The following is a 25,754-nucleotide window of genomic DNA, read 5'->3' as shown; positions in this document are numbered from 1 at the left end:
GCGTTACATGCCGAGCACGCTGCCGAGATTGTCGTAGCCGGTTCCGTTGAACCGGATCATCTGCATCTTCTCGATCGGATAGAAGTCAGTCGCACCGGTCTTGATGTTGACGCCCGGGTACAGCATGGGAAGCGTCATGTCGAGGCTCGCGGCCTGCTTCATGATGTTGGCGCGGGTGAGGTCGTTGCCTGCCTGCTTGATGACCTGCTCCAGTGTCTGCGCCATCGAGTAGCCGATCACGTTCAGCGAATTGGTGGGATCGCCCTCGGGATAGTACTTTTTCATGAAGTCGACGAAGTCTTTGTACTCCTTCGTATTCTGCCAGCGGGCTTCCGCCGGGTCGCGGATGTAGGCCGCCGAAATGATGCCCGTCGCATTTTCCAGTCCGGCAGGTTTCAGAACTGCCGTCACCTGGTTGGAGACATTGGCGAGGTATTGCGTTGGCTTCCAACCGATCTCGGCCGCCTTGCGGATGGCCTGGGCGGCGAACTTCGGCGTGGACAGGTTGATGAAGGTGTCCGCGCCCGATGCCTTGAGCGAGACCATCTGGCTGTCGACTGTCGGGTCGGTCAGTTCATAGCTGACCTGCGTAACGACCATGGTCTTGGCCTTGTCACCCATGCCCTCAAGGAAGCCGCGCAGCATGTCCTTGCCGAATTCGTCGTTCTGGTAAAGGATCGCGACCTTTGCCTGCGGGCGGTTCGCAAGAATGTGCTGGGCGTAAATGATCCCCTCGGCGTGGTAGCTCACGTTCCAGCCCATGGTCCACGGAAAGTTCTTGTAGTCGCCCCAGCGATGCGCGCCGGAGCTGACGAACAGTTGCGGCACCTTTTTCGCATTCAGGTATTTCTGCGTCGCGAGATTGCTTGCGGTGCCCAGCGGCGCAAACATCAGCAGCACTTCTTCCTGCTCGACCAGCTTGCGCGTCTGCTCGACGGCGCGCGGCGGGCTGTAGGCATCGTCCAGCGAGATGTACTTGATCTTGCGGCCATTAATGCCGCCTTCCGCATTGATCTTGTCGAAATACGCGCCTGCCGCCCGACCCACCGTACCGTAGGCGGACGCCGGGCCGGAATACGGGACGAGGTTGCCGATCTTGATTTCGGTATCGCTTGCGCCGGTATCGTATTTCTTCTGCGCATGGGCACTTGAAAGAGCGGCCATCGCAAATGCGGCCACGCCGGCGGCGAGCAGAGGTCGGAATCGAAATGTCATGTGGGTCTCCTGTGGATGTCGTTCAGGTATTGGCATAACGTGGGGGCCGCTTTTCCATGAAGGCCGCGACACCTTCCTTGAAATCCTGTGTGTGCAGGCACAGCACCTGATTGCGGTCTTCCATCGCTACGGCAGCCTCCAGGCTGGAGGCGTTGACGCTATGGTTCAGGCATTCCTTGGTCAGCCGAAGGCCAAGCGGCGCGGTGGCAAGGAGATCGTCTACGTACGCACTCCCGGCCTGTTCCAGGTGTGCGTCGGGAACCACCTCCGAGACCAGGCCAATGCGCAGCGCCCGGTCCGCGTGGATGAAGCGTCCGGTCATCATCAGCTCGGACGCCACGGACACGCCGACCATGCGTGGCAGGAAATAGGACACGCCGATATCGCACGCCGAAAGTCCGAGCCGGATGAAGGCGGCGTTCATGCGCGCGCTCTCGCCGGCAATGCGAATATCCGACGCCAGTGCGAACGCAAAACCGCCGCCGCATGCCGGCCCGTGCACGAGGCTGACGATGGGCTGGGGACAACGGCGCATGCGCATCACGATTTCGCTGATTCTGCGTTGAAGGCGCAGCATCTCCGCCGGTCCGTTGCCATCGAGCTCGTAGGCCTTTTCGCTGCCCGAATTGTTGTCGAGGTCGAGCCCGGCGCAATACGCCCGCCCCGCCCCGCGGAGCACGACCACGCGCGTCGCATGATCCATGGTGAGTTCGCCGAAATAGTGGAGCAGCTCGTCGATCATCCTGTGGTTCAAGGTATTCAGGCGGTCCGGGCGGTTGAACGTGACCCAATCGGCCGATCCCCGCTTCTCGATATGCAGCGTTTCGTAGTTCATGCTTCCTCCGGGGCGATCCTGCCCTGGCCCCGGCCACGGGCGAGGACAGACTCGCGCCGCCGGGCAATGTCGCCTTCTTTCATTTCGGCGCTCCAGGCCGTCGTCCGCTCCTGCTCCAATGCCAGTCCGTCGCCAAAGCTGCTGCGGTAACCTTCGTCGATCAATACCTTGTAAGCGGGCAGCATGTCGGGTAGCGCACTCAGCATGTCGCCGGCCAGTCGGCGCGCTTCGTCGAGCAACTGCGCGGGCGGAAGGACGCGATTGACCAGTCCCATCGCCGCTGCTTCCTGTGCATTGATGAAATTTCCGGTAAAGGCCATTTCCTTCGCGCGGGACGGGCCGACGATGCGGCTGAGCTTTTGCGACAGGCCCCACCCGGGGATGATGCCGACGCGCGCATGCGTGTCCGCAAAGCGTGCCTCGGTGGACGCGATCAGGACGTCGCAGGCGAGCGCGAGTTCAAAGCCGCCTGTTATCGCCACGCCGTTGATCGCGCCGATGATGGGCCCCGAGAATCGCGACAGCGCCCGTACCGGATCATTCGCCTGGATGAAATCCCCGACATTGCTGTACGCCGCCAGTTCCTTGAGGTCCAGTCCCGCGCAGAACCCGCGGCCGGCGCCTGTGACGATCAGCACGCGCACCACCGGATCGGCTTCCAGCCGGTCCACAATCCCGGAGAACGTTTTGCACAAGCCCTTCGACAGCGCGTTCATCGCGTGCGGCCGGTTGAGGGTAAGCACCGCCAGGCCGGGCTGGGGCGTATTGACGAGTACCAGTTCTTCGGACATCAAGGACTCCTACGCCCGAATCACGTATTCATCCGCCGCCATCGGCGAAGCGTCGCCCAGCTTGCAGCCACCATCGCATTCCACGACCGTGCCGGTGATGTAGCGAGCATTGTCGGAGGCAAGAAAAAGCGCTGTGTCCGCGATGTCTTTCGTGGTCCCGTAATCGCGCAGCGCGAGGCGCGACTTGAGCGCCGCATCCGACTCCGACGTCGGCGAGAGGCGGCGCATGCCTTCCGTATCCGCTATTGGTCCGGGCGAAATGGCGTTGACGCGGATGCCCTCCGCTCCCCACTCCATCGCCAGGCACTTGGTCAACATGTTGATGCCTGCCTTTGCCGCGCACACATGTGCCTGGTACATCATCGGATTCGTTCCCTGCGGCGCGGTAATGGAGATCAGCGAGGCGCCCGGCTTGTTGAGGTAGGGATACGCACCGCGCAGCACATTGAAGGTGCCAATCAGGTCGATATCGACCACAGTCTTGAAACCGTTGGACGACATCTGCGCTGCGGGCGCAATGAAGTTGCCGGCCGCGCCGGAAATGACGATGTCGATCGGCCCGAATTGCGCATGCGTCTGCTTCAGCGCCGCCTCCACGGCAGAAAAGTCGCGGACGTCGGCGGCCATGCCGATGGCTTCGAAGCCATCGGCGACAAGACTTGCGGCGGCAGAAGCAATCTTGTCCGCACTGCGGCTGACGATGCTTACTCGGGCGCCATGCGCGGCAAAATGCCGCGCAATGCCCAGGTTGATGCCGCTCGACGCGCCCGCGATGAACACGACCTTGTCCGCCAGTGCCTTCTCCCTGAAGAGATCCATGCTCAGTATCCTGTCAGCCGGATCACATGCGCTTCATCGCGCAGGTGGTGGGGACTTCGGTGTCCTTGGCCGGAATGGTGGCAACGGTGCGGAACCCGTAGCCCGTTCCCTCCGTGTCGTACTTCACCGTCGTGCCGTTCTTCTTGCTGTAGGTCGACAGCACCAGCGGCTGGATCAGCTGGTGATCGTCCTTGCGCATCACCACCTTGCCGTTTCCGGCCTCGAACTCCATGCCTTCCATTGCCTGCGACACCTTCAGCGGATCGGCGGACTTTGCCTTGTCCATTGCGGCAGCAAGCATCTGTATCGTCGTGTTGATGCGTACATAGGAGAATTCCAGGCCCGGGAAGCGCTTGGTGTAGTCTTCGGCGAACTTGTCCAGCTTGTTCGGTTGCACGTTGCGGTGCCACTCGGTGATCTGGAACACCGTCTCTTCCGGCATTTCACCGAGCGCCGTTGGCGTACCGCGTACCGCCGCGAAATAGGTGAAGAACTTCGTCTTCAGGCCGGCCTCCTTCGAGGCACGCAGTAACAGCGCGAGGTCGTTGCCCCAGTTGCCGGTAATGACCGTATCAGCCCCGGAAGCCTTGATCTTCGTGACGTACGGCGCAAAATCCTTGACCTTGCCGAAGGGATGCAACTCATTGCCGACGATCTCGACATCGGGGCGCTTCTTTGGCAGTGCGGAAACGACGGCCTTGGCCATCTGCTGACCGTGCGCGTAGTCCTGGCCGATGATATAGACCTTCTTGATGGACTTGTCCTTGGCCATGTAATTCGTCAGCGCTTCCACCTTCATCAGGTTGTGCGCGTCGAAGCTGTAATACCAGAAGCTGCACTTGGAATTGGTCAGTTCGGGATCGTTCGACGCATAGTTCAGGAACAGCACCGTCTTGTCCGGATTGCGGTCGTTCCACTTGTTGACGGCGTCGATCAGCGCGCCGGCCGCGCCGGAGCCTTGCCCTTGCACGATGTACCGGATTCCGCTGTCGGTCACTTTCTTCAGCAGGATCAGCGATTCTTCCGGGCTCGCCTTGTTGTCCATCGGGACGATTTCCAGCTTTTGCCCGCCGAGCACGCCGCCCTTGGCGTTGACATCCTCCGCGATGGCCTGGAAGCTCTTGAGGCCGAATTCCCCGATGCTGGCAAAGGCGCCGGACAAGGGATCGATGTAGGCAATCTTGATCTGGGCCTGGGCAGTAGCGGAAGATCCGAGGGCGAGTCCGACCAACAGGCCCGTTGCGAGGCGAGTGAACATGCTTGTCTCCTTTTGGAATCACCTGGCCGCGCTCCTCCGCATGTGAAGGCCGCGCCAGCGGTTGTTCCTATTCTGGGTGGACAGCAGGGGACAGGCGTCGTCGGAAGCGACGATTTTGGTGCGGAAGGACGGAGGGAAGCCGTACGAGAAGAGATTTCTAACGAGTAATCAGCCGCAAACCCCGCAAGGTGTTCCCTACAAGCCCCTCAAAAATGACGATAACGATCGTTTCGCGAGCCGTAACCGGTGCCTTTGCATTGCTCGAGCTGCGGCGCGGTGCAACCACCGTGACAGTTGTTTGGCATATCTGAATAGGTCAGTTATGTATGAAAGAGCGAGTTGTTGCTACTGACTCAAGACAAATGCGATGAATGTGCCGCTGGTTCAGAATGAGCTGCTCGCTCAAAGGGGGAGCAGCAGCAATTTATAAAATTCAGTTCCACCTGCAGCTTTGTTCAAAATTCAGTTCCGAAATTTAGAACCAAAATTGGTAAGACACTTATTGAAAATCATGATGGAAGTCTATGAAGATTAATGATTTTCTTCCTTGCAAGATATTCGAGATTTACTTCCCCTTACTCCCACGCCGCATATCACCGCGCTCCTCTACGGAATCCACGACGCCGGAACGCCGCACGTCGCCGCTTCATCAAATGGTTACACAGCCTGAGTCACCACCCACAAGGAGCACGACCATGAAAACAATCTCCACCCAAATCTCGAGCGCGCTGTTCGCCACCGCATTGGCCTTCGGCACATCGACGGCATTCTCCCAGGCTTCAGCGCCTTCCGATGCGCAGATTGCCGGAATCGTCGTCGTGGCTAATACCGTGGACATCGATGCCGGCAAGCTGGCGGAAAAAAAGTCGAGCAACAAGGAGGTCAAGGCGTTCGCCAAGCAGATGGTGACTGACCATACGGGCGTCAACAAGCAGGCTTCCGCGCTGGTCAAGAAACTCAAGGTCACCCCCGAAGACAGCGATACGAGCAAGAGCCTCAAGGAAGGTGGCGATGCCAACCTCGCCAAGCTGAAAGGTCTCAAGGGAAAGGAATTCGACAAGGCCTATGTCGACAATGAGGTGACGTATCACCAGGCGGTGATCGATGCGCTCGACAAGACCCTGATTCCGAACGCGAAAAATGCCGAGCTCAAAGACACGCTGGTGAAGGTCCGGCCCGCGTTCGTGGCGCACCTGGAGCACGCCCGGCATCTCCAGTCCTCAATGAAGTAGCCCGGTCATGGATTGCGCCAATGCGCTGAAGACTTCTTCCCGGTGGCACCTCATCCTCGCTACTTTCCTCGCGGGGATGAGCATGATGGCAAGTGCCGCGTCAAAGCCCGCCGTCCATACGGTGATCATCGACGGGATGCAGTTCTCGCCGGCGACGCTGGAAATCAACGCCGGTGATACGGTGATCTGGAAAAACAAGGATCCCTTTCCCCATACCGCGACGTCGCTGGACAAGCCGGGATTCGATTCGGGAGAAATAAGGACGGGAGGCAGCTGGCGCTACGTCGCGAAAAAGCGCGGAAGCTTTCCGTATGATTGCACCCTGCATCGGACCATGAGGGGTGTCCTCATCATCAAGTGAACCGCACTCGCCGTCACGACCCGGGATTTTCCCCACCCGCCATGGCGGCAGTCCGCGGCGCTTTCCGCGCTGCGCCGAGCAGTTCGGCGCTTTCGCCAACGATTCTGATCGATTCCAGCAGCCAGATATCGTTCCCCGTGCCGGACGCAGACGCGTCGGGCGGGGCCGATTGCATGCGGGCTTCGCGGCGACGGCGCTCCTTGAGGCGCTCGGCTTCGTTCAATGTGACGCCCTGCTTTATGCCTCGCTCCCTGACCTCCGCCATTTCGGCAACCAGCGACTGGAAATCCTTGTCCTGCGCGATGCGCAGGGCGTGCCGCCGCTTCAGCTCCGTCACGACGCTGTCCGGCGCGTGCATGTCGCCATGCATGACCGGCTTGACCTGGGCCCAGGGCAAGGCGTTGTCGTAGCTGGATTCGCCGATGCGCTCCAGGTCGGACATGGGCGGAAAGGCAATGTCGGGCGTGACGCCGCGCAGTTGGGTCGTTCCGCCGTTAATCCTGAAAAATTGCGCAATCGTCATCTTGAGTTCGCCCAACTGCGGCTGCTCGTTCTGCGCGATCTTGTCGAGATCGACAATCGTTTGGACAGTCCCCTTGCCGAAACTTTGCTCGCCAAGGATCGTGCCGCGCCCGTAGTCCTGGATCGCAGCCGCAAAGATCTCGGAGGCGGATGCCGAAGCGCGATTGATCAGTATGCCCAGCGGGCCGTCCCATACTGCCTGGGAAGCGACGCTTGTGTCGACGCGCACGATGCCCTGGGCGTTGCGCTCCTGGACCACGGGACCGCTGCCGACGAACAGGCCGGTCAGCGCAACCGCTTCCTCCAGTGAACCGCCGCCATTGTTGCGGAGATCGATGAGGATGCCGTCGACTTTTTCGGCCTTGAGCTCGACCAGCAGGCGGTGCACGTCGCGCGTCGCGCTGCGGAAGTCCTTGTCGCCTTTACGGCGGGCGTCGAAATCCTGGTAAAACGCCGGCAGGGAGATCACGCCGACCCGTTTGAGGCCTGCGCCCTCCCCGGTTGAAATGACGGTTTTTTTCGCGGCCTGTTGTTCGACGCTGATTTTGCCGCGGGCAAGGGTGAGGCGTTCCGGTTTTTTGTCCGGGCTGTCGACAGCCGGCGTCACGTCGAGACGCACCGCGGTTTTCTCGGGGCCGCGAATGAGCTCGACGACTTCCTCCAGCCGCATGCCGGACACGTGGACCATGGGGCCGTCCTCGCCCTGCCCGACGGCGGAAATGCGGTCTCCTGCCTTCAACGCGGACAATGCGGCCGGACTGCCCGGCATGATTTCGCGGACGGTAACGTAGTCGCCAGTATCCTGCAGCACGGCGCCAATGCCGGACAGCGAGAGTTTCATCGAGATGTCGAAATTGGCGGCCTCGACCGGCGCGAAGTAGTCGGTGTGCGGGTCGACCGCCGTTGCGACGGCATCCATATAGAGCTGGAACACGCTGTTGCTGTTGGTGTCTTCGATCCGTCGCGCCAGCCGGGCGTATTTCCGGTCCAGCTCGGCACGGATGGCCTGGGCATCCTTGCCTGCCAGCTTCAGCTCCAGCCAGTCGTTCTTGACGCGCTTGCGCCACAAATCATGCACCTCGTCGTCGGTGGCGGCAAACGGTGCGCGCTCACGGTCGATATGAAAGCGCTCGTCGCCGGCAAAGTCGAACTCCTCGCGCAGCAAAGTACGGGCATAGCCCAGCCGTTCCGACGCCCGCTTCGCATAGGCCGAGAAAATGCGGAACGGCACGCTCAGGTTTCCCTGCTCCGTCTCCTCGCCCAGCGTGCGCCGCGCCTCGCGGAATGCATCGAGATCCGGCTGGATGAAGATGATCTTCTGCGGATCGAGGGCCTTGATGTAGCGCTCGAAGATGCGCTCGGAGGCGGCGGCATCGAACGCAATGGGCCGATACGGGAATCGCTTGAGTATGGACGCGGCCAACTGTGCCGCCTGCACATGCTGCGGCAGGGGTTCGCGGATCGCTGCACCGGCATTTCCCAGGGCGGCCGCGTTGACGGCAGCGGCCAATGCAAAGACAAGCGACGGCAGCTTCCACTTCATCCATTTCTCCCTGATCTGGTTTGTTCCGGAGGGCGTAACCTCCTTGCAGGCGTATAACTATGATTGGCAAGGGAGAGCTTATCTTGCGCGATGTCAAAACGGAAAATGTGGAGCGCAACTATCTCTTGCCCTTGGAACGCCATCGTTGTCATCGCGAGCCAAATGGCTCGATAACAGGGTTCAAACGAGAGATCGGAAGGCTTGCTTGACCAGGGCCGACTTTCGGATTTTCGGCGCTGCTAATATCATCGCATGCCCACTTCTTCGACTGCCCCATCCAATTCGACGACGCCATTCCCGGAAGGCCGCGCGACAGCGGTTTTGATGACGGAAACCGTTCGACTGATCGAGCAGGACGGCCCGCTGGAAGACGAGAACGCCATGCGGGAAGCTTTCCTTGGCGCAACAGGCGATGAAGAACGTCTGCTCGTGCGCGGCGTGTTGCTGGGGCGGCGCTTGCAGATTGATGCCGAACTGGCGCACTGGCGACGCGCGGCATGGGGTGTTGTCCTGCTCCTGGCCGTGCTGGCGTTTCTGTCTGCCTACGGTACTGCGGGCGCGGTCATTGGCGGCGGGCGCACCGTCAATGCCGTGACGGCATTCTTCGCCTTGCTGGCACTGCCCACGCTGACCCTCATGGCCTGGCTCGCGGCGCTCGTTTCGCGCGCCGGCTGGTTCAGCACACTGTCATTCGGCAATATTTTCCTTTGGGTGCTTGCGCGCCTGCCCGGCAAACCCCGGGCCCGTTCCCCGAAAACGGTGCAGGCGGCGCACGCGCTGCTCGAGCGGCAACGATTGCTGCCATGGGCATTCGGTGTCGTCAGCCATGTGACGTGGACCGTCGCGCTCATCCTTATTCTCGCGGGCCTGGGGTTTGCGTTCTCGTTCCAGGCCTATCGGCTCGTGTGGGAAACGACCATCCTCGAGCCCGGCTTCTTCGCCCGCTTCGTCACCCTCACCGGCATCCCGCCGCACTGGCTAGGGTTTCCATTGCCGGACACCGCCACCTTGCGGCACCCGGCGGCGCCCGGCGCGGACCACCGCGCGTTTGCATGGTGGCTCATGGGCTGCGTATTTACCTACGGGCTGTTGCCTCGCGCCCTGTTCGGCTTGTTGAGCTGGGCGGCGTGGCGACGCGGCATGCGGCGCATGCACCTGGATACCGCCGAGCCCTACTATCGCAAGCTGCTCATGCGCCTTCAAGAGCTGGAAGCATCGCGCGTCGTGGATAAGGAGGAGCGCCTTCCTGCCGCCGATCACACGGCGCACGGCATGCGAGCGGCACGAAACGAAGGCGGCGCGGTGGTCGGGTTTGAATTGCCGCCGGAAGCCTTGTGGCCGCCCTCCCCGTTGCCCCACGGACTGGCGCTGGTCGAACGCACCGCCGGCGCAGCGCTCGAGCGGCGCATGCTCCTGGACCGGCTGGGCGCCATCCGGCCGCGCCGCCTGCTCCTCGTGTGTCATGCAGCGGCAACGCCGGACCGCGGTACCGAACGCTTCATCAAGGATGCATCGCGCCATGCCGTCGACACGGGCTTGCTGCTGACCGCCATGGCGGGCGAGAACGATGTGCCGCGCTGGCGGCAGTGGATGACCCAATCGGGCATGGAAGGCATCGCCCTCATTACCAGCGGTCCGGAGGCGGCAGACTGGATGGGAGGCAATCATGGCTGACGCGATCCAGGTCGCCGTGGTCGGGCATACGAATGCCGGCAAGACATCATTGCTGCGCACCTTGACGCGACGCGTGGCGTTTGGCGAGGTGTCCGCGCAACCCGGTACAACCCGCCATGTGGAGGTGGTGGACCTGAAGGTGAATGGCCAAAGCGCGGTGCGCTTTTTCGATACGCCGGGACTGGAGGATGCCGTCACCCTGCTCGACTTGATGAAGGGACTGGATGAATGCCCGACACCGCCCGACCGTATCCGCGCCTTTCTTCGCGGTCCCGAGGCGCGCGGCGCCTTCGAGCAGGAGGCAAAGGTGCTGCGCAAGATGCTCGAGGTCGATGCGGGCATGTATGTCATCGACTCGCGTGAAGCGGTGCTGCCGAAATTTCGCGCCGAAATCGAGATCCTCACCTGGTGCGCACGCCCGGTCATGCCGGTGTTGAACTTTGTGCGCGACGCGCGCAGTCGCAAGGACGAATGGCTTTCCACCCTGGCCGCTTACAACATGCACGCATGCGTGCAGTTCGACGCCGTGGCGCCCTTCGTCGGATCCGAGCAGTGGCTGTATCAGGACATGGCGACGCTGATGCGCGAACGGCGCGCAGACTTGACGCGGATCGTGGAATACCTGGGGCAGCAACGGCGCGAGCGGCAGGCGGCGGCGCGCCGGGTCGTGGCGGACCTGCTGATTTCGCTGGCAGCGCTGCGCCAGCCAATTGCGCCGGAAGACTTCGCCGATGCGCAGAAACGCGAACGTTTCCTCGGCGATTTTCGTGCGATGGTATTGCGAGCTGCCCGGGTAGCCGTCGATGATCTGCTCTCCATCTACGGATTCCGGACGGACGACGCCGACGTCGCCATGCTGCCGTGGCTGGATGGCCGTTGGGAAGATGACTTGTTCGATCCGGAAACGCTGCGTGATGCGAGTCGTACGCTCGGCACGGGCGCCGCCCTGGGGGCCGCCATTGGTGCGGCCGCGGATATCGCACTGGCCGGTCTTTCCCTTGGCACTGCCACGGCGGTCGGCGCCGCGATCGGCGGACTGGCGAGCCAGGGCTGGGGCCAGTTCGGCCGCAGGCTTGCCAACAAGGTGCGTGGCGTGCAGGAGTTGACGCTGGAAAACGAGGTTCTCTACATCCTTGCCGCACACATGGTCGACCTGCTGGCCGCGCTTGAACTACGGGGCCATGCCGCTGAGGGCAAGTTCAAGTCGGGCCCTGCCGGCGGTACCGCCGAACTCAAACCGCTATTGACTGCATTGCAGCCAGGTCGAGCCCATCCTGACTGGGCGCTTCTCGAGCGCCGCGGCACGCGCCAGGACCAGCGGCGAACGCGGTTGGTGGAAACGGTGAGCGACAGGCTCAAACCGGTTGTCGACGCGCGCTTGCAGTGAAGCCAAGGCACGCGAAAGGAACTTTTCACTACGGATATTGTCGTTTTAACATCGAGCCGAGCAAGATTGACGGCATGAATCGAGTCCATCCTTTTCGGGAGACGGCCATATGAAAATTCTCTTCTGGATCATCGTGATCATTTTCCTGATCGGTTTGCTCGTTGTTACCGGCGTCCTCAAGCTGATCTTCTGACGACAGCAATCAGGATTGCTCGAAGCGGCGCAGTTCGTCGACCGTGTTGATGTTGCGGAAGGCATCCGCATCCTCGAACGGGACTTCAGCAAAGGGCAGCGAGCGATACCAGGTCTCGATCTTCCGGCCGCCGCCCTGCAGGTAGGCATCCAGGCTGCCGAGCACACTCGTTTTCATCAGGGCGAATACCGGATGCGTGCGCCGCTCGCCCTCCTCTGTCACGGCGACGGCGATGTCCGCGCCGGCCGATTGCAGTCCTTCCGCCAGGTTCATCACAAGATCGTCCGGAACAAAAGGCGAGTCGCACGGCGCGGTGACGAGGTAAGGCGTCTCGCAACGCGAGAGTCCGGTCTGCAGTCCCGCAAGCGGCCCCTCGAATCCGCCCAACTGATCCGGCCACACCGGATAGCCGAAGCCCTCGTAGGGGCCGATGTTCTGGTTGGCGTTGATCATCAGCGCGCCGACCTGCGGCGCGAGGCGCATGATGACGTGCAGCACCATGGGGGAGCCACGGAACGCCTGCAGTCCCTTGTCCACGCCGCCCATGCGGGAGCCGCGGCCGCCGGCGAGCACCAGGCCGGTGATCTGTGAAGTCGTGATCGTCATCGCTGCGTCCAGTAACGGGATTCAAAAAATTGTAGGTTTCCGCCGCACCGCCTGTCCATCGCGATGCTAGGTTTAGATGACTTCGAGCAACGATCCGGCGCATTCCGTCTGGCATGGATCAAATGGATGCAAAGAAAAACTTTACATTCCGGATTTTTGTCGCACTATGAGACAACATGTTCCCATAAATTAGACAAGCGCAGGAAGCGCTGGCGGAGCAGATGGAGACAATATTCCTTTCGGTGGCGGTTTTGATGCACCGCACACCGATTGCCAACCGATGGCAGCCCTTCCAATGGAAGCCGATTGAAATCACGGCCGATCCTGTTTTGGCGGCCGAGGATAGCCGTTGCCTGCGCAGCAGCGACAGCGAATGCCTCTGGCTGTTCGGTGGCTTCGACATCAGCCTGTACACGGACGAGGCGGAGGGCTATTTTCTGAACATCTCGTCGCCCGCCCCCTGCTGGTTCGTCATGTGGAGGATGGAATCGCGCGACGGCCAGGAACTCGCCGTGCCGCGGCAGGTCACGCTCTCATATAACGAGGCTGCACGCCTGATGGATGGCGGTGAACAGGTCGATACCCTGCCCGCCTCCCCGGCTGTGATTGAACGCCTGGCAGCCTTCGTCGAGGAGCATTACCGTCCCGAGCCGAAGAAGAAGCGCCGCAAACCCTCCTTCGAAGGCGGCGCTGCCGTGGAGGAGATGGCACGGGCGGAAGGAGGCGCGCATGGACGCTGAAAGCTTTTTTGACCGCTGGTCGAAACGCAACGCGGATGCCGCCGCCGAAAGGCAGGCAGCGCTGGTGCCGGACGAGCCGCTCCCGCCGCCAACACTGGACGACGTCGCCCTGCTCACACCCGAGGCCGATTTTTCGCGATTCGTGGCGCCCGGCGTGGACGAAACCGTCCGACGCTCCGCGATGAAAAAGCTGTTTGCCGATCCGCACTTCAACGTGATGGACGGCCTGGATGTCTATATAGAGGATTACCACAACTTCACGCCCATTCCCGCAGCGGTCCTGGCCGCGCTCGACCACGCCCGGTCGCTGCTCGACCCGCTTGCCCTGCTGGCGCCTCCTGACGAAGCGTCGAAGGAGGCCGCCCGCGAGGACGGCGTGACGGTAACGGATAACCCACCCAGAGAGGATGCGCCCCCTGATGGCAACACGGTACAAGGTCTGTAACTGCAATCGCACCATGCCGCTCGATGCGGCGACCGGCGCAGCAATTGGCAGCGCCATCGGCACATCCGCACTCCCTGTTGCGTCCCAGCTATGCCGCAGGGAGGTCGGCGCCTATCTCGATGCCATCGACGGCAACGACCAGGTCGTGGTGGCCTGCACCCAGGAGCGCGCACTGTTTTCGGAACTGGCCGAACAGCGCGAGACCGCCGCGCCGATTCGATTCGTCAATATCCGGGAAACCGGAGGCTGGGGGAAGGAAGCAAGACAGGCGATCCCTAAAATGGCCGCCCTGCTCGCCGCTGCAGCCCTGCCGGACCCGGAGCCGGTGCCGTCGGTCGATTACGTGTCCGCCGGCAGTGTGCTGCTGGTCGGACCGTCGTCGCGGGTCATGCCATGGGCCGATCGGCTGGCGGCGCAACTCGACGTCAGCATCCTGCTCACTTCCGTCAGTGGAAACGAGGTGTTGCTCGAACGCCGCTATCCGGTCTACTCCGGAAGCCGCGTGCGGATCGAAGGATGGCTCGGCGCCTTCCAGGTGCGTTGGGAACAGGCCAATCCGATCGACCTCGAGTTGTGCACGCGCTGCAATGCCTGCGTCAACGCTTGCCCGGAAGATGCGATCGGCCTGGACTACCAGATCAACCTGGCGGCCTGTACCGGTCACCGTGCCTGCGTGAAAGCCTGCGATGCCATCGGCGCAATCGACTTTATGCGCAGTGCCACCGGCCGCGAAAAGGAGTTCGATCTCGTCTTCGACCTGTCCGACCAGCCGCTCATCCGCCTGCACCAAGCGCCACAGGGATACTTGGCGCCCGGAGCCGATCCGGCCCGGCAGTCAGAACTTGCGCTGCAGCTGACGCAACTGGTCGGCGAATTCAGCAAGCCCAGGTTCTTCGCCTATAAAGAGAAGCTGTGCGCCCACGGCCGCAACAAGAAGACCGGCTGCAGCACCTGCATCGATATCTGCTCCGCCGGCGCAATCAGTTCCAATGGCGACCACGTTACCGTCAATCCACACCTCTGTGCCGGTTGCGGCGCTTGCACCACGGTCTGTCCGTCCGGCGCGATGACCTATGCCTATCCGCGCGCTTCCGACCTTGGCCGAAAGCTGCGGACATTGTTGAATACCTATGCGAAGGCAGGCGGTCTCCAGCCGGCATTGCTGTTGCACAGCGAAGAACGCGGCGCGGCATTGATCGACGCTGCCGGCAGGCTGGCTGGTACGCGCAGCGCGCACGGTGTACCTGCAAGGGTCATTCCTGTTGCCATGCACCACGTCGCCTCGGCGGGAATCGATGTGTGGCTCAGCGCGATTGCCTACGGCGCGACGAATGTCCTCATCCTCCTGACGGGCGAGGAAGCGCCGCAGTATGTGGAAGCGCTGGAACAGCAGGCAGGCATCGCGCAAACCATTCTCGCCGCACTGGGCTATCGGGGAACCCACATCGAGTTGCTGCGCGCATCGACCGCGCTGGAACTGGATACGGAACTGCAGCGTGCGCAGCCCGCCACGGTTCCGGCCGCACCGGCCACTTTCCACATCGATGCGGAAAAGCGGACGACCCTGCGTTTCGCTGTCGAACACCTTGCCGCACATGCGCCCATTCCCGCAACGGAAATCGCGCTGCCGGCCGGGGCGCCGTTCGGCGCTGTCGCCGTCAACACATCGGCTTGCACCCTGTGCATGTCTTGCGTCGGCGCCTGCCCGGAATCGGCGCTGATCGACAACCCCGCCAAGCCCCAGCTGCGCTTCATCGAAGCCAACTGCGTGCAGTGCGGCCTGTGCGAGAAGACCTGCCCGGAAAATGCGATATCCCTGACCCCGCGCCTCCTGCTCGACGGACGCGCCAGGGAGCGGGTGGTGCTGAATGAAGCCGAACCTTTCCATTGCATTCGGTGCGGTTCGCCGTTCGGCACCCTGCAGATGGTGGAAAACATGCTCACCCGGCTCGCGGGCCACGGCGCCTTCGCGGGCAACCTGGACCGCATCAAGATGTGCAGTGATTGCCGCGTGGTGGACATGATGGAGAACAAGCAGGAAGTAAGCATCCTCGACGTGAAACGGTGATACGGAAGCGCCAATGACCCTTGCCAGCACCCATACGCTCAAGTTCGAAGCCCCCGACCGCGGTGAAGAGGCCGCGCGCGCGGATCTGTATCGATTGCTGGCCGGTCTGTTTTACGGACCGCCCGCGCAGGATCTGCTTGACGCCATCGCGCACGCGCCCTCCGCTGGGGACGGCGTCCTCCAGCAGGCTTGGAACGACCTCGCCGAGGCATGCGAGGAAGCTGACGCCCAGAAGATTCGCGACGAGTACGAGTCGCTCTTCATCGGTGTCGGCAAACCGGAAATCATGTTGTATGCGTCGTATTACCTGTCCGGCTTTCTGATGGAAAAACCGCTCGCCGCGCTGCGCGATGACCTCGGTGCGTTGTCATTGCAGCGCAGCGAAAGCATGCCCGAGAGTGAAGACCACATTGCGGCGTTGTGCGAGGTGATGCGCTACCTGATCGAGTCCGACGACGCAGTGCACAATGGCCTCGCCACGCAGAAGCAGTTCTTCAGCACGCATCTGCAGCCGTGGGCAGGCGAAATGTGCGACGCCATCATGCATCATCCGCAGGCCGTTTTTTATGCCGACGTGGCGCGGCTGGCAAAGGAGTTTTTTGAAGTCGAAACGCAGGCGTTCGATATGGCGTGATCGCTTGTGGGCAATCAATCGCTTGCACCATTTTTGTGCTAACTTGATTTGATGCAGAAGTAACGCAGAGTACTTCGCCGGTGTATACCACCAAGGAGACAACCATGTCCCAACAGACCAAGATCGCCCGGAGAACGTTTTTCGCCGTGCTGGGCGGTGCGGCGGCAGCAGGCGTTGCCGCCAAAATTGCTTCCAAAACTCCTGTGCCGGCGGCACTGGAGCCCGCCAGTGAGCCGCAAGGCGACGGTTATCGCCTGACGGACCACATCAAGAAGTATTACCGCACCACCGCCATCTAACCGGCCTGGGAGATGAACATGCTGTTGACTCGCAAAGGGCAGCCGGGGCAGCGCTCGCCCAATCGTTTTAGCGCCAGCCTTGCCGAAAGCCTCTCTCGCGCCTTGCCGACCATGGACAGACGCACCTTTCTCAAGCGCTCGGGCATCGGTATCGCCGGTGGCGTCGCCATCTCGCAGCTCAACCTGATCGAGAAAGCCGGTGCAGCCGACGAGAAACCGGCTGCAGGCGGCAAGGTCGAGGTCAGGCGCACCGTCTGCACCCATTGCTCGGTCGGCTGCGCGGTTGACGCGATCGTGGAGAACGGCGTGTGGACACGCCAGGAGCCTGTTTTCGATTCGCCGATCAACCTCGGCGCGCACTGCGCCAAGGGCGCGGCCTTGCGGGAACACGGTCATGGCGAGTACCGGCTCAAATACCCGATGAAACTGGTCAACGGGAAATACCAGCGCATCAACTGGGACCAGGCGCTCAATGAAATCTCGGCCCGCATGCTCGATATCCGGAAAGCGAGCGGACCGGATGCCATGTTCTTCATTGGCTCGTCCAAGCACAACAACGAGCAGTCGGCGCTGCTGCGCAAGTTCGTCTCCTTCTTTGGCACGAACAACACCGACCACCAGGCGCGCATCTGCCACTCCACGACGGTTGCCGGCGTCGCCAATACCTGGGGCTACGGCGCAATGACCAACAGCTACAACGATATGCAGAACGCCAAGGCGATCATGTATATCGGCTCCAACGCCGCCGAGGCGCACCCGGTGTCGATGCTCCACATGCTGCATGCGAAGGAGAACGGTACGAAGGTGATTGTCGTCGATCCCCGCTACACCCGCACGGCGGCAAAGTCCGACCAGTACGTCCGCATCCGCTCCGGTTCCGACATCCCCTACCTCTACGGCATGCTGTACCACATCTTCCAGAACGGCTGGGAAGACAAGAAGTACATCAACGACCGCGTCTACGGCATGGACAAGGTCCGCGAGGAAGTCATGAAGTGGACGCCGGACAAGGTCCAGGAAGCCTGCGGCGTGCCGGAAGCGGAGGTACGCCAGGCTGCAGAAACGATGGCGAAGAACCGGCCGTCCACCGTGGTCTGGTGCATGGGACAGACCCAGCACACGATCGGCAATGCCATGGTCCGCGCCTCCTGCATCCTGCAGCTTGCGCTCGGTAACGTCGGCATCTCCGGCGGCGGCACCAACATCTTCCGCGGCCACGACAACGTACAGGGCGCGACCGACGTCGGTCCGAACCCCGACTCCCTGCCCGGCTACTACGGCCTGTCGACCGGCGCATGGAAGCACTGGGCGGCGGTGTGGGGCGTGGACTATGAGTGGATCAAGAAACAGTACGTGTCGCAGGCGATGATGGAGAAGTCGGGAACGACGGTCTCGCGCTGGGTTGATGCCGTACTGGAAAAGAATGAATTGATCGACCAGGACCAGAACGTGCGCGGACTGGTGTTCTGGGGCCACGCGCCGAATTCCCAGACGCGCGGCCTGGACATGAAGAAGGCGCTCGACAAGCTGGACCTGCTGGTCGTGATCGATCCCTACCCGTCGGCGACCGCGGCGATGGCGGCGATGACCGTCGACGGCCAGCAGCTCAATCCCAACCGCGCCGTGTACCTGCTGCCGGCGGCGACGCAGTTCGAAACGGCGGGATCGGTCACGGCCTCCAACCGCTCGCTGCAATGGCGCGAAAAGGTGATCGAACCGCTGTTCGAGTCACGTACCGACCAGATGATCATGTACCAGCTCGCTGAAAAGCTCGGCTTCGGCAAGGAACTTGTCGCCAAGCTGAAGCTGGTGCCCGGCAAGGGCGGCATGATGGAGCCGGAGCCGGAATCGATGCTGCGGGAGATCAATCGCGGCACATGGACCATCGGCTACACGGGCCAGTCGCCCGAACGACTGAAGGCGCACATGCGCAACATGCACCTGTTCGACGTGAAAACCCTGAAGTGCAAGGGCGGCAAGGATCCGGTGACCGGTTATGACCTGACCGGCGATTATTTCGGCCTGCCATGGCCATGCTATGGCACGCCGGAACTCAAGCATCCCGGTTCGGCCAACCTGTACGACACCACCAAGCACGTGATGGACGGCGGCGGCTGCTTCCGCGCCAACTTCGGCGTCGAGCGCGACGGCGTCAACCTGCTCGCGGAAGACGGCGTGCATTCGGTCGGCTCGGACATCACGACCGGCTATCCCGAATTCGATCACGTCCTGCTGAAGAAGCTCGGATGGTGGGATGACCTCAACGAGGAAGAAAAGAAGGCGGCCGAGGGCAAGAACTGGAAGACGGACCTGTCCGGCGGCATCCAGCGTGTCTGCCTGAAGGTGCACGGCGTGCATCCGTTTGGCAATGCCAAGGCGCGTGCCCTTGTCTGGAACTTCCCCGATCCGGTACCGCTGCATCGCGAACCGCTGTACAGCACCAAGCCGGATCTGGTTGCGAAGTATCCAACACATGACGACAAGATGGCCTTCTGGCGACTGCCCACGCTGTACAAGTCGGTGCAGCAAAAGAACGTGGAAGCCAAGCTGTACGAGAAATTCCCGATCATCCTGACGTCGGGACGGCTGGTCGAGTATGAAGGCGGCGGCGAGGAGACGCGCTCCAACCCGTGGCTGGCCGAACTGCAGCAGGATTCCTTTGTCGAGATCAACCCGCAGGCGGCAGCCCAGCGCGGCATCCGCAATGGTGAGTACGTGGTGGTTTCCACCCCAACCGGTGCGCGGTTGAAGGTCAAGGCGCTGGTCACGCCGCGCGTGGGCCCGGATACGGCATTCATGCCCTTCCACTTCTCGGGCTGGTGGCAGGGCAAGGATCTGCTCGCCTTCTACCCGGAAGGCGCGGCGCCGGTGGTGCGCGGCGAGGCGGTCAATACCGCGACGACCTACGGATACGACTCGGTCACCATGATGCAGGAAACAAAGACCACGATCTGCAATATCGAACGTTTCACTGCCTGACGGAGCGACGACATGGCCAGGATGAAATTCATTTGCGACTCTGAGCGCTGCATCGAGTGCAACAGCTGCGCGACAGCGTGCAAGAACGAGAACGAGGTGCCGTGGGGTGTCAACCGGCGGCGTGTGGTGACCATCAACGATGGCGTCGTCGGACAGGAAAAGACGATCTCGGTGGCTTGCATGCATTGTTCCGACGCGCCTTGCATGGCGGTCTGTCCGGTCGACTGCTTCTACCGCACTGACGAGGGTGTGGTGCTGCACAACAAGGATGCCTGCATCGGCTGCGGCTACTGCTCTTATGCCTGCCCGTTCGGCGCGCCGCAGTTTCCGTCGAGCGGCACTTTCGGCCTGCGCGGAAAGATGGACAAGTGCACCTTCTGTGCCGGCGGCCCGGAAGAAAACGGGTCGAAGGCGGAATTCGAGAAATACGGCCGCAACCGCCTGTCCGAAGGCAAGCTGCCGGCCTGCGCGGAAATGTGCTCGACCAAGGCACTGCTCGGTGGCGACGGCGATGTGGTTGCGGAAATCTTCCGCACGCGGGTGATCCACCGCGGCAAGGGCAGCGAAGTGTGGGGATGGGGCACCGCCTATGGCAAGGCACCCAATCAGGCAACGACACCGAACGGGAAGAAATCATGAAGCGGTCAACCGTGTTGCTGGCATCTGCCGCGCTGCTCGTCGCCTGCGGTGAACCCAACCAGGCCAAGACATCCGGTAATACCAATCGCGGCGATGCCGCTGCCTGGCAAGGGGCGAACAACCCGCATGTCGTAAAGGGATGGAATCCAGGCAACCGGGGAAGCTGGGAAAACCAGATCCGCTCCCGAGGCCAGCTCCAGAACGAGTATGTGAAGACGAATTGAGTCGCCGTCCGCCCCAGGAGGGACAACGTGATGAACCGAAGAATTGCCGCCCTGGCCTTCACCGCGATGCTGGTTGCGTCCGCAGCAAGTGCACAGACCGCGCCGCCGGCCGCCTTGCCGAACGTGGAGTCCCAGGACATCCTCAAGCAGAACCAGGCCGAACGCACGCGTGACCAGCCCGGCAACAACGCGCCGGTATGGCGCGCGGTCGTCAGCGGAGAGCAGCATTATTCCAGTCTGCCCGCGCCGGAAGCCGGTGTGTTGATCCAACCGGCAACCCGCTTCCTGGGTCAGGACCGTGCGACCACGGCCGGTGAAGCATGGCGTCAGTACCGCAACGGCCCGCTGACGGCGATCGGCGCCGGCGTCATTCTCGCTGCGCTGGCGATCGTGACCCTTTTGTACTTTATCTTTGGCAAGATCCGGAACAAAGAAGCGCCGACAGGACGCCGGATTGAACGCTTCACGCCGGCGGAGCGCATGGTGCACTGGACGGTGGCAATCAGCTTCGTCGCCCTCGCCGTTTCCGGCCTCATCATGCTGTTCGGGCGCTACCTGCTGCTGCCGCTGATCGGACATACGCTGTTCGGCTATCTGACGTACGCATTGAAGAATGTGCATAACTTCGTCGGGCCGCTGTTTACCGTATCGATCATCGTGTTCTTCGTCATGTATGTCCGCGACAACGTCCCGGCAAGGCAGGACGTCGGCTGGCTAATGCGTTTCGGCGGCCTGTTCGGCGGCAAGGGCGCGACGGAACCGAGCTCCGGACGCTTCAACGCCGGCGAGAAGATCTGGTTCTGGGGCGGACTGGTCCTGCTCGGACTCATCATCAGCGCGAGCGGTTTCGTACTCGACATGCTGGTACCTGGCATCGCCTACACGCGCGGCAACATGCAGATCGCCCACATCATCCACCTGTTAGGCACCACGTTGATGGCGGCGGGAGCGGTCGGGCATATCTACCTCGGTACGCTGGGCATGGAAGGCGCGTACGACGCGATGCGGCACGGCTATGTCGATGACACCTGGGCCAAGGAACATCATGACCTGTGGTACGAGCAGGTGCAGCGCGGCGAGGTTCCGCGTGTCCGTTCGCAGCAAAATCATGGCGGCGCACCGTCGCCATTCAAGGCATGAGGAGAGCAAGATGCGCATCGCACTCGTAATGACCGCCCTGTCCCTTGTCATGGGCAATGCGATCGCCAAGCTGCCGCCGCAATCGCCGGAGGCCGCCGCGACCGCTGCTGCCGCAAAGGACAAGACCGCATGGACGGAAAAGGTCGCCGCCTACAAGCTCTGCCTGGCGCAGGATCGTGTCGCCAAGCAGTACCACAAGACCAAGGAAGGCGCGCCGAAGCAGACCGTGGAAACGCCTGCCTGTGCCGACCCCGGCCCTTACGTGCCTGCCGCAGCTGCTCCGGCCGCTCCGGCAGCAAGCGCACCCGCGACGGCCCCGGCGCCGGTGCCGCAGGCTGCCGCACCGGCAAAGAAGTAAACCTGTCCAACGAGCCGAAAGCCCGCCATGCCTCGCCGCCCGACCATGACCAACGCCAGCGCTCCCCTGACCCGAGAGGTGGAGGTGATGGATGAGCGCGGGCGCCTGTCCGTGATCTCGATCCCGGCGGAACGCCCTCTCACCGTCTATGTCGACAAGCGGGAACTGGTCACGCTGATGACGCTGGGCGCGGCGCCGGAAGCCTTGACCCTCGGCTACCTGCGCAACCAGCGGCTGGTCGCTTCGATCGACGAGGTCGACTCGATCACGGTCGACTGGGACGTGGACGCGGTCGCCGTGAAGACGGTATCCGGCATCGCCGGCATCGAGGAACGGACGGCGCGCAAGGTCGTCACCACCGGCTGCGGACAGGGTTCCGTGTTCGGTGGCCTGATGGACGAAGTTGACCGCATTGTTCTGCCGCCCGAGGCGCGGCTTCGGCAGTCGGTGCTGTACCGCGTCGTCGACACGGTTCGCACCTACCAGTCCATCTACAAGCAGGCGGGCTCGGTGCACGGCTGCGCGCTGTTCACCGGCGATGGCGAATTGCTGTACTTCATCGAAGACGTGGGCCGCCACAACGCCGTCGACTCGATCGCCGGCCTGATGTGGCTGGACGGTTTGACCGGCGACGACAAGGTGTTCTACACCACCGGCCGGCTGACGTCCGAGATGGTGATCAAGGGCGCGCAGATGGGCATTCCCTTCCTCTTGTCGCGCTCCGGCACCACGCAGATGGGCCACATGGTCGCCGAGCGCCTCGGCATGACCTTGCTGGCGCGCTGCACCGGCAAGCATTTCCTCGCGCTGACGGGCAAGGAAAGACTGATCATGGAAACCCACCTCGCCGACGTCCTGCGAGTCGCCTAAGCGATGATTGACGCCGTTCACGCCGCCTTCTCGCTCCTGTTCTCCGGCGACGCCGAGCTGTGGCGGGTGATCTGGGTGTCGCTGAAAACCACGCTTGCCGCCCTCCTCATCGCAACCCCGCTCGCGGTGCTTGCCGGCTACGGGCTCGCCACCCATTCCTTTCGCGGGCGCCGCGTCGTCATCTGGCTGGTGCAGGCCACGCTGTCGCTGCCGACCGTGCTGGTCGGCCTGCTGCTTTACCTGATGCTGTCCCGGCAGGGCCCGCTGGGAGAGCTGCAGTGGCTGTTTTCGCAAAGCGGGATCATTGCCGGGCAAGTGCTGATCGCCTTGCCGCTGCTGACCGCCTTCTCGCTTGCGGCGACGCAGGCCGCCGATCCCCGTATCGCGGAAACCGCGGTGACGCTGGGGGCATCGCGCTGGGAAACCATGTTCACCGTGCTGCATGAAGTCCGCTTCGGCATCATGGCCGCCGTGATCAGCGGCTTCGGCCGCGTTATCTCGGAAGTCGGCTGCGCCATCATGATCGGCGGAAATATCGCCGGGCAGACGCGCACCATGACCACCGCCATCGCGCTGCAGACCAGCAAGGGCGAGTTCGCGCAGGGCATCGCGTTGGGCATCGTGCTCGTCGCGATTGCCTTGCTGATCAATGCCGCCCTCGTGCTCGCGCAAGGCGATACGCAGGCGGCCGGGAGCCATGCATGAACGCAATGCTCGATGTGACCGGCCTGAAAAAGCGGTTTGGCGAGCGGCTGCTGTTCGACATCGACCGTCTGGTGCTGCGCCAGGGCGCGGCCTACACCTTGACCGGACTGAACGGCACAGGCAAAAGCACCCTGCTGCGCATTCTCGCCGGACTGGAGCCGGCCGAGGTGGACGCGGTCCGTTTTCTTGATGCCCCGATAACGTTCTCCCCCTATCCGAAGTCCCTGCGCGACGCCGTCGTCTACGTGCACCAGCACCCGGTCATGTTCTCCACCTCGGTGGCGGAGAACATTGCTTTCGGCTTGAAAACGCGGGGGCTTGAAGCCGGTGAAATCGCGCGGCGGGTCGAGGCAGCCATGCAATGGGCGGGCGTGGAACATCTGCGCAAGAGCAAACCGGCGACGCTGTCCGGCGGCGAAAAGCAGCGCATCGCCCTCGCCCGCGCGCACGTGCTCCAGCCCCGGCTCCTGCTGCTGGACGAGCCAACGTCGAACCTCGATGGCGCGGCCCGCGAGCAGGTGATCGCGCTCATTCCGTCCCTTGTCGCGGACGGAAGCACCGTGGTCATGGCCTGCCACGACCGCGACCTGATTTCCCTGCCCAACGTGGAACGGTTGAAACTGCGCGACGGCCGCTTGCAGGCGCGCCAGAACCGGCTGCGAAAGGTCATTTAACGAAAGGGCGTCAACGACGAATGAAAACGTTCCTGCGGGCCGTGCTGTCCCTCTCCTTGCTGTGGCTCGCGCCAGAAGGTATGGCGCAGCACATCCTCAAGCTTTCCACCACCACCAGCACGGAAAATTCCGGTCTGCTGAATTTCCTGCTTCCTCCGTTCGAGGCGCAATCGGGACTGAAGGTGCAGGTCATCTCGGTCGGCACCGGCAAGGCGCTCGAACTGGCCAAGAACGGCGACGTCGATGTCACGCTGGTCCATGCGCGGACGGCGGAAGACCAGTTCGTCGCGCAAGGGTATGGCGTCGAGCGCCGGGATGTCATGTACAACGACTTCATCATCGTCGGCCCGGCGTCCGACCCGGCCGGCGTCAAGGGCACGAAGGATGTGCTCGACGCGTTCCGCAAGATCGTCCAGGCGAAATCCCGCTTCATCTCGCGCGGCGACAATTCAGGCACCGACCAGATGGAGCAGGCTTACTGGAAAAAGGCCGGCGTCAAGCCGGAGGGGGACGCCTACCTCTCTGCCGGCCTCGGTATGGGGGAAGTGCTGAACATGGCGGCGGAGATGAAGGCATACACGCTGACCGATCGCGCCACCTATGTTGCCTACAAGGCCAGGACCGGGCTGTCGATTGCGCTCGAAGGCGATCCGGCGATGTTCAATCCCTACGGCATCATCGCCGTCAACAACGCGCGCCACAAGGGCGTCAATTTCGATGGCGCAATGCATCTGATCCGCTGGATCACCTCCGATGCCGGGCAAAAACGGATCGCCGCCTTCCGCGTGGAGGGACAGCAACTGTTCTTCCCCAGCGCCGCGCAGCGTTGACTACTTTCCGGTGCCTGTCGTCTCCGGCACCGAATGGTTGTTCACCTGGCCGGAATGCGGCATGGTCTTTTGTTCCTGCTGCTTCTCCAGCGGGGCGGGATTGGCCTGCGTCGGCGTGTTCGCGCTCCCGCTCGTGCCCTTGCCTTCCGCTGACGCGGACACCGGCGGAACAGCGGCATCCGACGGCGGCATCTTGTCCGCCGGAAGTGCAACGGAACCACCAGGCGGCGCCGGCGAAACCGCCGGCGACGAACCTGATGTCGGGTCTGCGCCGGAGGTTTTCGGTTCCGGCGCTTTCTGGCAGGCGGACAGCATGGAAAGCGCTAGTCCGGCGAGCAATACGGTAGTCTTGGCCCTCATGAGCGTCTCCTCGGGAAAGAGCGGTCTTGTACCGGCGGAGCAATTCCGCTGTTGCCGCGGTTATCTGGTTTGACCGGCTTGAGCGGCGCGCGGTTCTGGAGGATGACGTTTCTCAAGGGCGATGGTCGGAAGCGTACTGGGGCAGCTCGTCTATTCCTCAGGATCTTTCTTCAGCATGATTGCGCCAACAAGAATCAGCACAACAACAATCATGGCGAGTAGCAACAAGCTTGCATCCATAAGAACTCCGCGACACATAAAGGCCAGACCACAGGTCGGTGTGCATGACACCTGACGCGTTAGACGGCCGGCAAAGCAAAATTACTCCATTGATGGCGCACCGGGCAAGCCGC

The 25,754-nt window shown here is 62.3% G+C and carries 26 protein-coding genes; 18 read left to right on the top strand and 8 right to left on the bottom strand.

Annotation, left to right across the window (positions count from 1 at the left end; all coding sequences use genetic code 11):
- Nucleotides 1-3: 3 nt before the first annotated feature.
- The 5 genes from ACNOHI_RS05265 to ACNOHI_RS05245 are packed head-to-tail and all read right to left on the bottom strand — an operon-like array spanning nucleotide 4 to nucleotide 4,918.
- Entirely contained in the window at nucleotides 4-1,215 is a 1,212-nt protein-coding gene (locus ACNOHI_RS05265) for an ABC transporter substrate-binding protein (RefSeq protein ID WP_420473597.1), read from the bottom strand.
- 22 nt (nucleotides 1,216-1,237) lie between these two features.
- A complete protein-coding gene (locus tag ACNOHI_RS05260; protein WP_420473596.1) occupies nucleotides 1,238-2,050 on the bottom strand; it encodes an enoyl-CoA hydratase/isomerase family protein in 813 nt (270 codons plus the stop codon).
- Entirely contained in the window at nucleotides 2,047-2,841 is a 795-nt protein-coding gene (locus tag ACNOHI_RS05255; protein WP_420473595.1) for an enoyl-CoA hydratase, read from the bottom strand. The genes ACNOHI_RS05260 and ACNOHI_RS05255 overlap by 4 nt, the downstream gene beginning before the upstream one ends.
- Before the next feature lie 9 nt (nucleotides 2,842-2,850).
- A complete protein-coding gene (locus ACNOHI_RS05250; protein WP_420473594.1) occupies nucleotides 2,851-3,660 on the bottom strand; it encodes an SDR family oxidoreductase in 810 nt (269 codons plus the stop codon).
- Between the two features lie 22 nt (nucleotides 3,661-3,682).
- Nucleotides 3,683-4,918, bottom strand: a complete 1,236-nt coding sequence (locus ACNOHI_RS05245) for a branched-chain amino acid ABC transporter substrate-binding protein (protein WP_420473593.1) — start codon at nucleotides 4,916-4,918, stop codon at nucleotides 3,683-3,685.
- 695 nt (nucleotides 4,919-5,613) lie between these two features.
- On the opposite strand from ACNOHI_RS05245, the gene ACNOHI_RS05240 reads away from it, so the two are divergent.
- Both ACNOHI_RS05240 and ACNOHI_RS05235 read left to right on the top strand, forming a co-directional pair.
- Nucleotides 5,614-6,150, top strand: coding sequence for a DUF4142 domain-containing protein (locus tag ACNOHI_RS05240; protein WP_420473592.1), 537 nt, complete (start codon nucleotides 5,614-5,616; stop codon nucleotides 6,148-6,150).
- Nucleotides 6,151-6,157: 7 nt separating this feature from the next.
- Complete coding sequence (locus tag ACNOHI_RS05235; protein ID WP_420473591.1) at nucleotides 6,158-6,511, top strand: cupredoxin domain-containing protein; 354 nt, start codon at nucleotides 6,158-6,160, stop codon at nucleotides 6,509-6,511.
- Between the two features lie 13 nt (nucleotides 6,512-6,524).
- On the opposite strand, the gene ACNOHI_RS05230 is transcribed toward ACNOHI_RS05235, so the two are convergent.
- Nucleotides 6,525-8,576, bottom strand: a complete 2,052-nt coding sequence (locus ACNOHI_RS05230) for a carboxy terminal-processing peptidase (RefSeq protein WP_420473590.1) — start codon at nucleotides 8,574-8,576, stop codon at nucleotides 6,525-6,527.
- Nucleotides 8,577-8,900: 324 nt separating this feature from the next.
- Here ACNOHI_RS05230 and ACNOHI_RS05225 point away from each other — a divergent pair, with 324 nt between their 5' ends.
- Nucleotides 8,901-10,250, top strand: a complete 1,350-nt coding sequence (locus tag ACNOHI_RS05225; RefSeq protein ID WP_420473589.1) for a DUF2868 domain-containing protein — start codon at nucleotides 8,901-8,903, stop codon at nucleotides 10,248-10,250.
- On the top strand, nucleotides 10,243-11,637 hold the full coding sequence (locus ACNOHI_RS05220; RefSeq protein WP_420473588.1) for a GTPase/DUF3482 domain-containing protein: 1,395 nt from the start codon (nucleotides 10,243-10,245) through the stop codon (nucleotides 11,635-11,637). Before ACNOHI_RS05225 ends, ACNOHI_RS05220 begins: the two co-directional genes overlap by 8 nt.
- A gap of 202 nt (nucleotides 11,638-11,839) precedes the next feature.
- Here ACNOHI_RS05220 and mobA read toward each other — a convergent pair whose 3' ends face one another.
- Nucleotides 11,840-12,436 carry a molybdenum cofactor guanylyltransferase MobA gene (mobA, locus tag ACNOHI_RS05215; RefSeq protein ID WP_420473587.1) on the bottom strand — a complete coding sequence of 199 codons (597 nt, stop codon included), beginning with the start codon at nucleotides 12,434-12,436 and terminating at the stop codon, nucleotides 11,840-11,842.
- Between the two features lie 254 nt (nucleotides 12,437-12,690).
- On the opposite strand from mobA, the gene ACNOHI_RS05210 reads away from it, so the two are divergent.
- From ACNOHI_RS05210 to ACNOHI_RS05145, 14 genes are all read left to right on the top strand, one after another.
- On the top strand, nucleotides 12,691-13,176 hold the full coding sequence (locus ACNOHI_RS05210; protein ID WP_420473586.1) for a DUF3305 domain-containing protein: 486 nt from the start codon (nucleotides 12,691-12,693) through the stop codon (nucleotides 13,174-13,176).
- The gene (locus ACNOHI_RS05205) at nucleotides 13,166-13,621 is read left to right on the top strand and encodes a DUF3306 domain-containing protein (RefSeq protein WP_420473585.1); all 456 of its coding nucleotides are present in this window, start codon (nucleotides 13,166-13,168) and stop codon (nucleotides 13,619-13,621) included. The genes ACNOHI_RS05210 and ACNOHI_RS05205 overlap by 11 nt, the downstream gene beginning before the upstream one ends.
- Complete coding sequence (locus ACNOHI_RS05200) at nucleotides 13,596-15,689, top strand: 4Fe-4S binding protein (protein ID WP_420473584.1); 2,094 nt, start codon at nucleotides 13,596-13,598, stop codon at nucleotides 15,687-15,689. Before ACNOHI_RS05205 ends, ACNOHI_RS05200 begins: the two co-directional genes overlap by 26 nt.
- A gap of 13 nt (nucleotides 15,690-15,702) precedes the next feature.
- Complete coding sequence (locus ACNOHI_RS05195; RefSeq protein WP_420473583.1) at nucleotides 15,703-16,323, top strand: TorD/DmsD family molecular chaperone; 621 nt, start codon at nucleotides 15,703-15,705, stop codon at nucleotides 16,321-16,323.
- A 104-nt stretch (nucleotides 16,324-16,427) separates the two neighbouring features.
- A complete protein-coding gene (locus ACNOHI_RS05190; protein WP_420473582.1) occupies nucleotides 16,428-16,622 on the top strand; it encodes a hypothetical protein in 195 nt (64 codons plus the stop codon).
- An 18-nt stretch (nucleotides 16,623-16,640) separates the two neighbouring features.
- Nucleotides 16,641-19,601: a formate dehydrogenase subunit alpha gene (locus ACNOHI_RS05185; RefSeq protein WP_420473581.1), complete on the top strand. Its 2,961-nt coding sequence runs from the start codon at nucleotides 16,641-16,643 to the stop codon at nucleotides 19,599-19,601.
- 12 nt (nucleotides 19,602-19,613) lie between these two features.
- A complete protein-coding gene (fdh3B, locus tag ACNOHI_RS05180; protein ID WP_420473580.1) occupies nucleotides 19,614-20,240 on the top strand; it encodes a formate dehydrogenase FDH3 subunit beta in 627 nt (208 codons plus the stop codon).
- Complete coding sequence (locus tag ACNOHI_RS05175) at nucleotides 20,237-20,464, top strand: hypothetical protein (protein WP_420473579.1); 228 nt, start codon at nucleotides 20,237-20,239, stop codon at nucleotides 20,462-20,464. Before fdh3B ends, ACNOHI_RS05175 begins: the two co-directional genes overlap by 4 nt.
- A gap of 30 nt (nucleotides 20,465-20,494) precedes the next feature.
- Entirely contained in the window at nucleotides 20,495-21,604 is a 1,110-nt protein-coding gene (locus ACNOHI_RS05170) for a formate dehydrogenase subunit gamma (protein WP_420473820.1), read from the top strand.
- A 10-nt stretch (nucleotides 21,605-21,614) separates the two neighbouring features.
- The gene (locus tag ACNOHI_RS05165) at nucleotides 21,615-21,962 is read left to right on the top strand and encodes a hypothetical protein (protein WP_420473578.1); all 348 of its coding nucleotides are present in this window, start codon (nucleotides 21,615-21,617) and stop codon (nucleotides 21,960-21,962) included.
- 27 nt (nucleotides 21,963-21,989) lie between these two features.
- Complete coding sequence (locus ACNOHI_RS05160) at nucleotides 21,990-22,832, top strand: formate dehydrogenase accessory sulfurtransferase FdhD (protein WP_420473577.1); 843 nt, start codon at nucleotides 21,990-21,992, stop codon at nucleotides 22,830-22,832.
- 3 nt (nucleotides 22,833-22,835) lie between these two features.
- Nucleotides 22,836-23,537 (top strand): ABC transporter permease, encoded by a 702-nt coding sequence (locus ACNOHI_RS05155; RefSeq protein WP_420473576.1) that lies wholly within the window; start codon nucleotides 22,836-22,838, stop codon nucleotides 23,535-23,537.
- A complete protein-coding gene (locus ACNOHI_RS05150) occupies nucleotides 23,534-24,211 on the top strand; it encodes an energy-coupling factor ABC transporter ATP-binding protein (protein WP_420473575.1) in 678 nt (225 codons plus the stop codon). The genes ACNOHI_RS05155 and ACNOHI_RS05150 overlap by 4 nt, the downstream gene beginning before the upstream one ends.
- A gap of 20 nt (nucleotides 24,212-24,231) precedes the next feature.
- Nucleotides 24,232-25,041 (top strand): substrate-binding domain-containing protein, encoded by an 810-nt coding sequence (locus ACNOHI_RS05145; protein WP_420473574.1) that lies wholly within the window; start codon nucleotides 24,232-24,234, stop codon nucleotides 25,039-25,041.
- On the opposite strand, the gene ACNOHI_RS05140 is transcribed toward ACNOHI_RS05145, so the two are convergent.
- The gene (locus ACNOHI_RS05140; protein ID WP_420473573.1) at nucleotides 25,042-25,401 is read right to left on the bottom strand and encodes a hypothetical protein; all 360 of its coding nucleotides are present in this window, start codon (nucleotides 25,399-25,401) and stop codon (nucleotides 25,042-25,044) included.
- Nucleotides 25,402-25,754: the final 353 nt, after the last annotated feature.

The sequence above is a fragment of the Noviherbaspirillum sp. ST9 genome, assembly GCF_048799745.1.
In the GTDB taxonomy this organism is placed as follows: Bacteria; Pseudomonadota; Gammaproteobacteria; order Burkholderiales; family Burkholderiaceae_D; genus Noviherbaspirillum.
Note: the sequence above shows the minus strand (reverse complement) of the source record. Positions and strands in the feature narration are given on the sequence as shown.

What these genes read in the sequence shown, in the direction of transcription:
- ACNOHI_RS05260 (WP_420473596.1), bottom strand. Translation starts at nt 2,050, where the DNA reads ATGAACTACGAAACGCTGCATATCGAGAAGCGGGGATCGGCCGATTGG.
- ACNOHI_RS05255 (WP_420473595.1), bottom strand. Translation starts at nt 2,841, where the DNA reads ATGTCCGAAGAACTGGTACTCGTCAATACGCCCCAGCCCGGCCTGGCG.
- ACNOHI_RS05190 (WP_420473582.1), top strand. Translation starts at nt 16,428, where the DNA reads ATGTCCCAACAGACCAAGATCGCCCGGAGAACGTTTTTCGCCGTGCTG.
- ACNOHI_RS05150 (WP_420473575.1), top strand. Translation starts at nt 23,534, where the DNA reads ATGAACGCAATGCTCGATGTGACCGGCCTGAAAAAGCGGTTTGGCGAG.
- ACNOHI_RS05265 (WP_420473597.1), bottom strand. Translation starts at nt 1,215, where the DNA reads ATGACATTTCGATTCCGACCTCTGCTCGCCGCCGGCGTGGCCGCATTT.
- ACNOHI_RS05160 (WP_420473577.1), top strand. Translation starts at nt 21,990, where the DNA reads ATGCCTCGCCGCCCGACCATGACCAACGCCAGCGCTCCCCTGACCCGA.
- ACNOHI_RS05250 (WP_420473594.1), bottom strand. Translation starts at nt 3,660, where the DNA reads ATGGATCTCTTCAGGGAGAAGGCACTGGCGGACAAGGTCGTGTTCATC.
- ACNOHI_RS05245 (WP_420473593.1), bottom strand. Translation starts at nt 4,918, where the DNA reads ATGTTCACTCGCCTCGCAACGGGCCTGTTGGTCGGACTCGCCCTCGGA.
- ACNOHI_RS05195 (WP_420473583.1), top strand. Translation starts at nt 15,703, where the DNA reads ATGACCCTTGCCAGCACCCATACGCTCAAGTTCGAAGCCCCCGACCGC.
- ACNOHI_RS05230 (WP_420473590.1), bottom strand. Translation starts at nt 8,576, where the DNA reads ATGAAGTGGAAGCTGCCGTCGCTTGTCTTTGCATTGGCCGCTGCCGTC.
- ACNOHI_RS05155 (WP_420473576.1), top strand. Translation starts at nt 22,836, where the DNA reads ATGATTGACGCCGTTCACGCCGCCTTCTCGCTCCTGTTCTCCGGCGAC.
- ACNOHI_RS05145 (WP_420473574.1), top strand. Translation starts at nt 24,232, where the DNA reads ATGAAAACGTTCCTGCGGGCCGTGCTGTCCCTCTCCTTGCTGTGGCTC.
- ACNOHI_RS05140 (WP_420473573.1), bottom strand. Translation starts at nt 25,401, where the DNA reads ATGAGGGCCAAGACTACCGTATTGCTCGCCGGACTAGCGCTTTCCATG.
- ACNOHI_RS05170 (WP_420473820.1), top strand. Translation starts at nt 20,495, where the DNA reads ATGAACCGAAGAATTGCCGCCCTGGCCTTCACCGCGATGCTGGTTGCG.
- ACNOHI_RS05240 (WP_420473592.1), top strand. Translation starts at nt 5,614, where the DNA reads ATGAAAACAATCTCCACCCAAATCTCGAGCGCGCTGTTCGCCACCGCA.
- ACNOHI_RS05225 (WP_420473589.1), top strand. Translation starts at nt 8,901, where the DNA reads ATGACGGAAACCGTTCGACTGATCGAGCAGGACGGCCCGCTGGAAGAC.
- ACNOHI_RS05205 (WP_420473585.1), top strand. Translation starts at nt 13,166, where the DNA reads ATGGACGCTGAAAGCTTTTTTGACCGCTGGTCGAAACGCAACGCGGAT.
- ACNOHI_RS05200 (WP_420473584.1), top strand. Translation starts at nt 13,596, where the DNA reads ATGGCAACACGGTACAAGGTCTGTAACTGCAATCGCACCATGCCGCTC.
- ACNOHI_RS05220 (WP_420473588.1), top strand. Translation starts at nt 10,243, where the DNA reads ATGGCTGACGCGATCCAGGTCGCCGTGGTCGGGCATACGAATGCCGGC.
- ACNOHI_RS05165 (WP_420473578.1), top strand. Translation starts at nt 21,615, where the DNA reads ATGCGCATCGCACTCGTAATGACCGCCCTGTCCCTTGTCATGGGCAAT.
- ACNOHI_RS05235 (WP_420473591.1), top strand. Translation starts at nt 6,158, where the DNA reads ATGGATTGCGCCAATGCGCTGAAGACTTCTTCCCGGTGGCACCTCATC.
- fdh3B (WP_420473580.1), top strand. Translation starts at nt 19,614, where the DNA reads ATGGCCAGGATGAAATTCATTTGCGACTCTGAGCGCTGCATCGAGTGC.
- mobA (WP_420473587.1), bottom strand. Translation starts at nt 12,436, where the DNA reads ATGACGATCACGACTTCACAGATCACCGGCCTGGTGCTCGCCGGCGGC.
- ACNOHI_RS05175 (WP_420473579.1), top strand. Translation starts at nt 20,237, where the DNA reads ATGAAGCGGTCAACCGTGTTGCTGGCATCTGCCGCGCTGCTCGTCGCC.
- ACNOHI_RS05210 (WP_420473586.1), top strand. Translation starts at nt 12,691, where the DNA reads ATGCACCGCACACCGATTGCCAACCGATGGCAGCCCTTCCAATGGAAG.
- ACNOHI_RS05185 (WP_420473581.1), top strand. Translation starts at nt 16,641, where the DNA reads ATGCTGTTGACTCGCAAAGGGCAGCCGGGGCAGCGCTCGCCCAATCGT.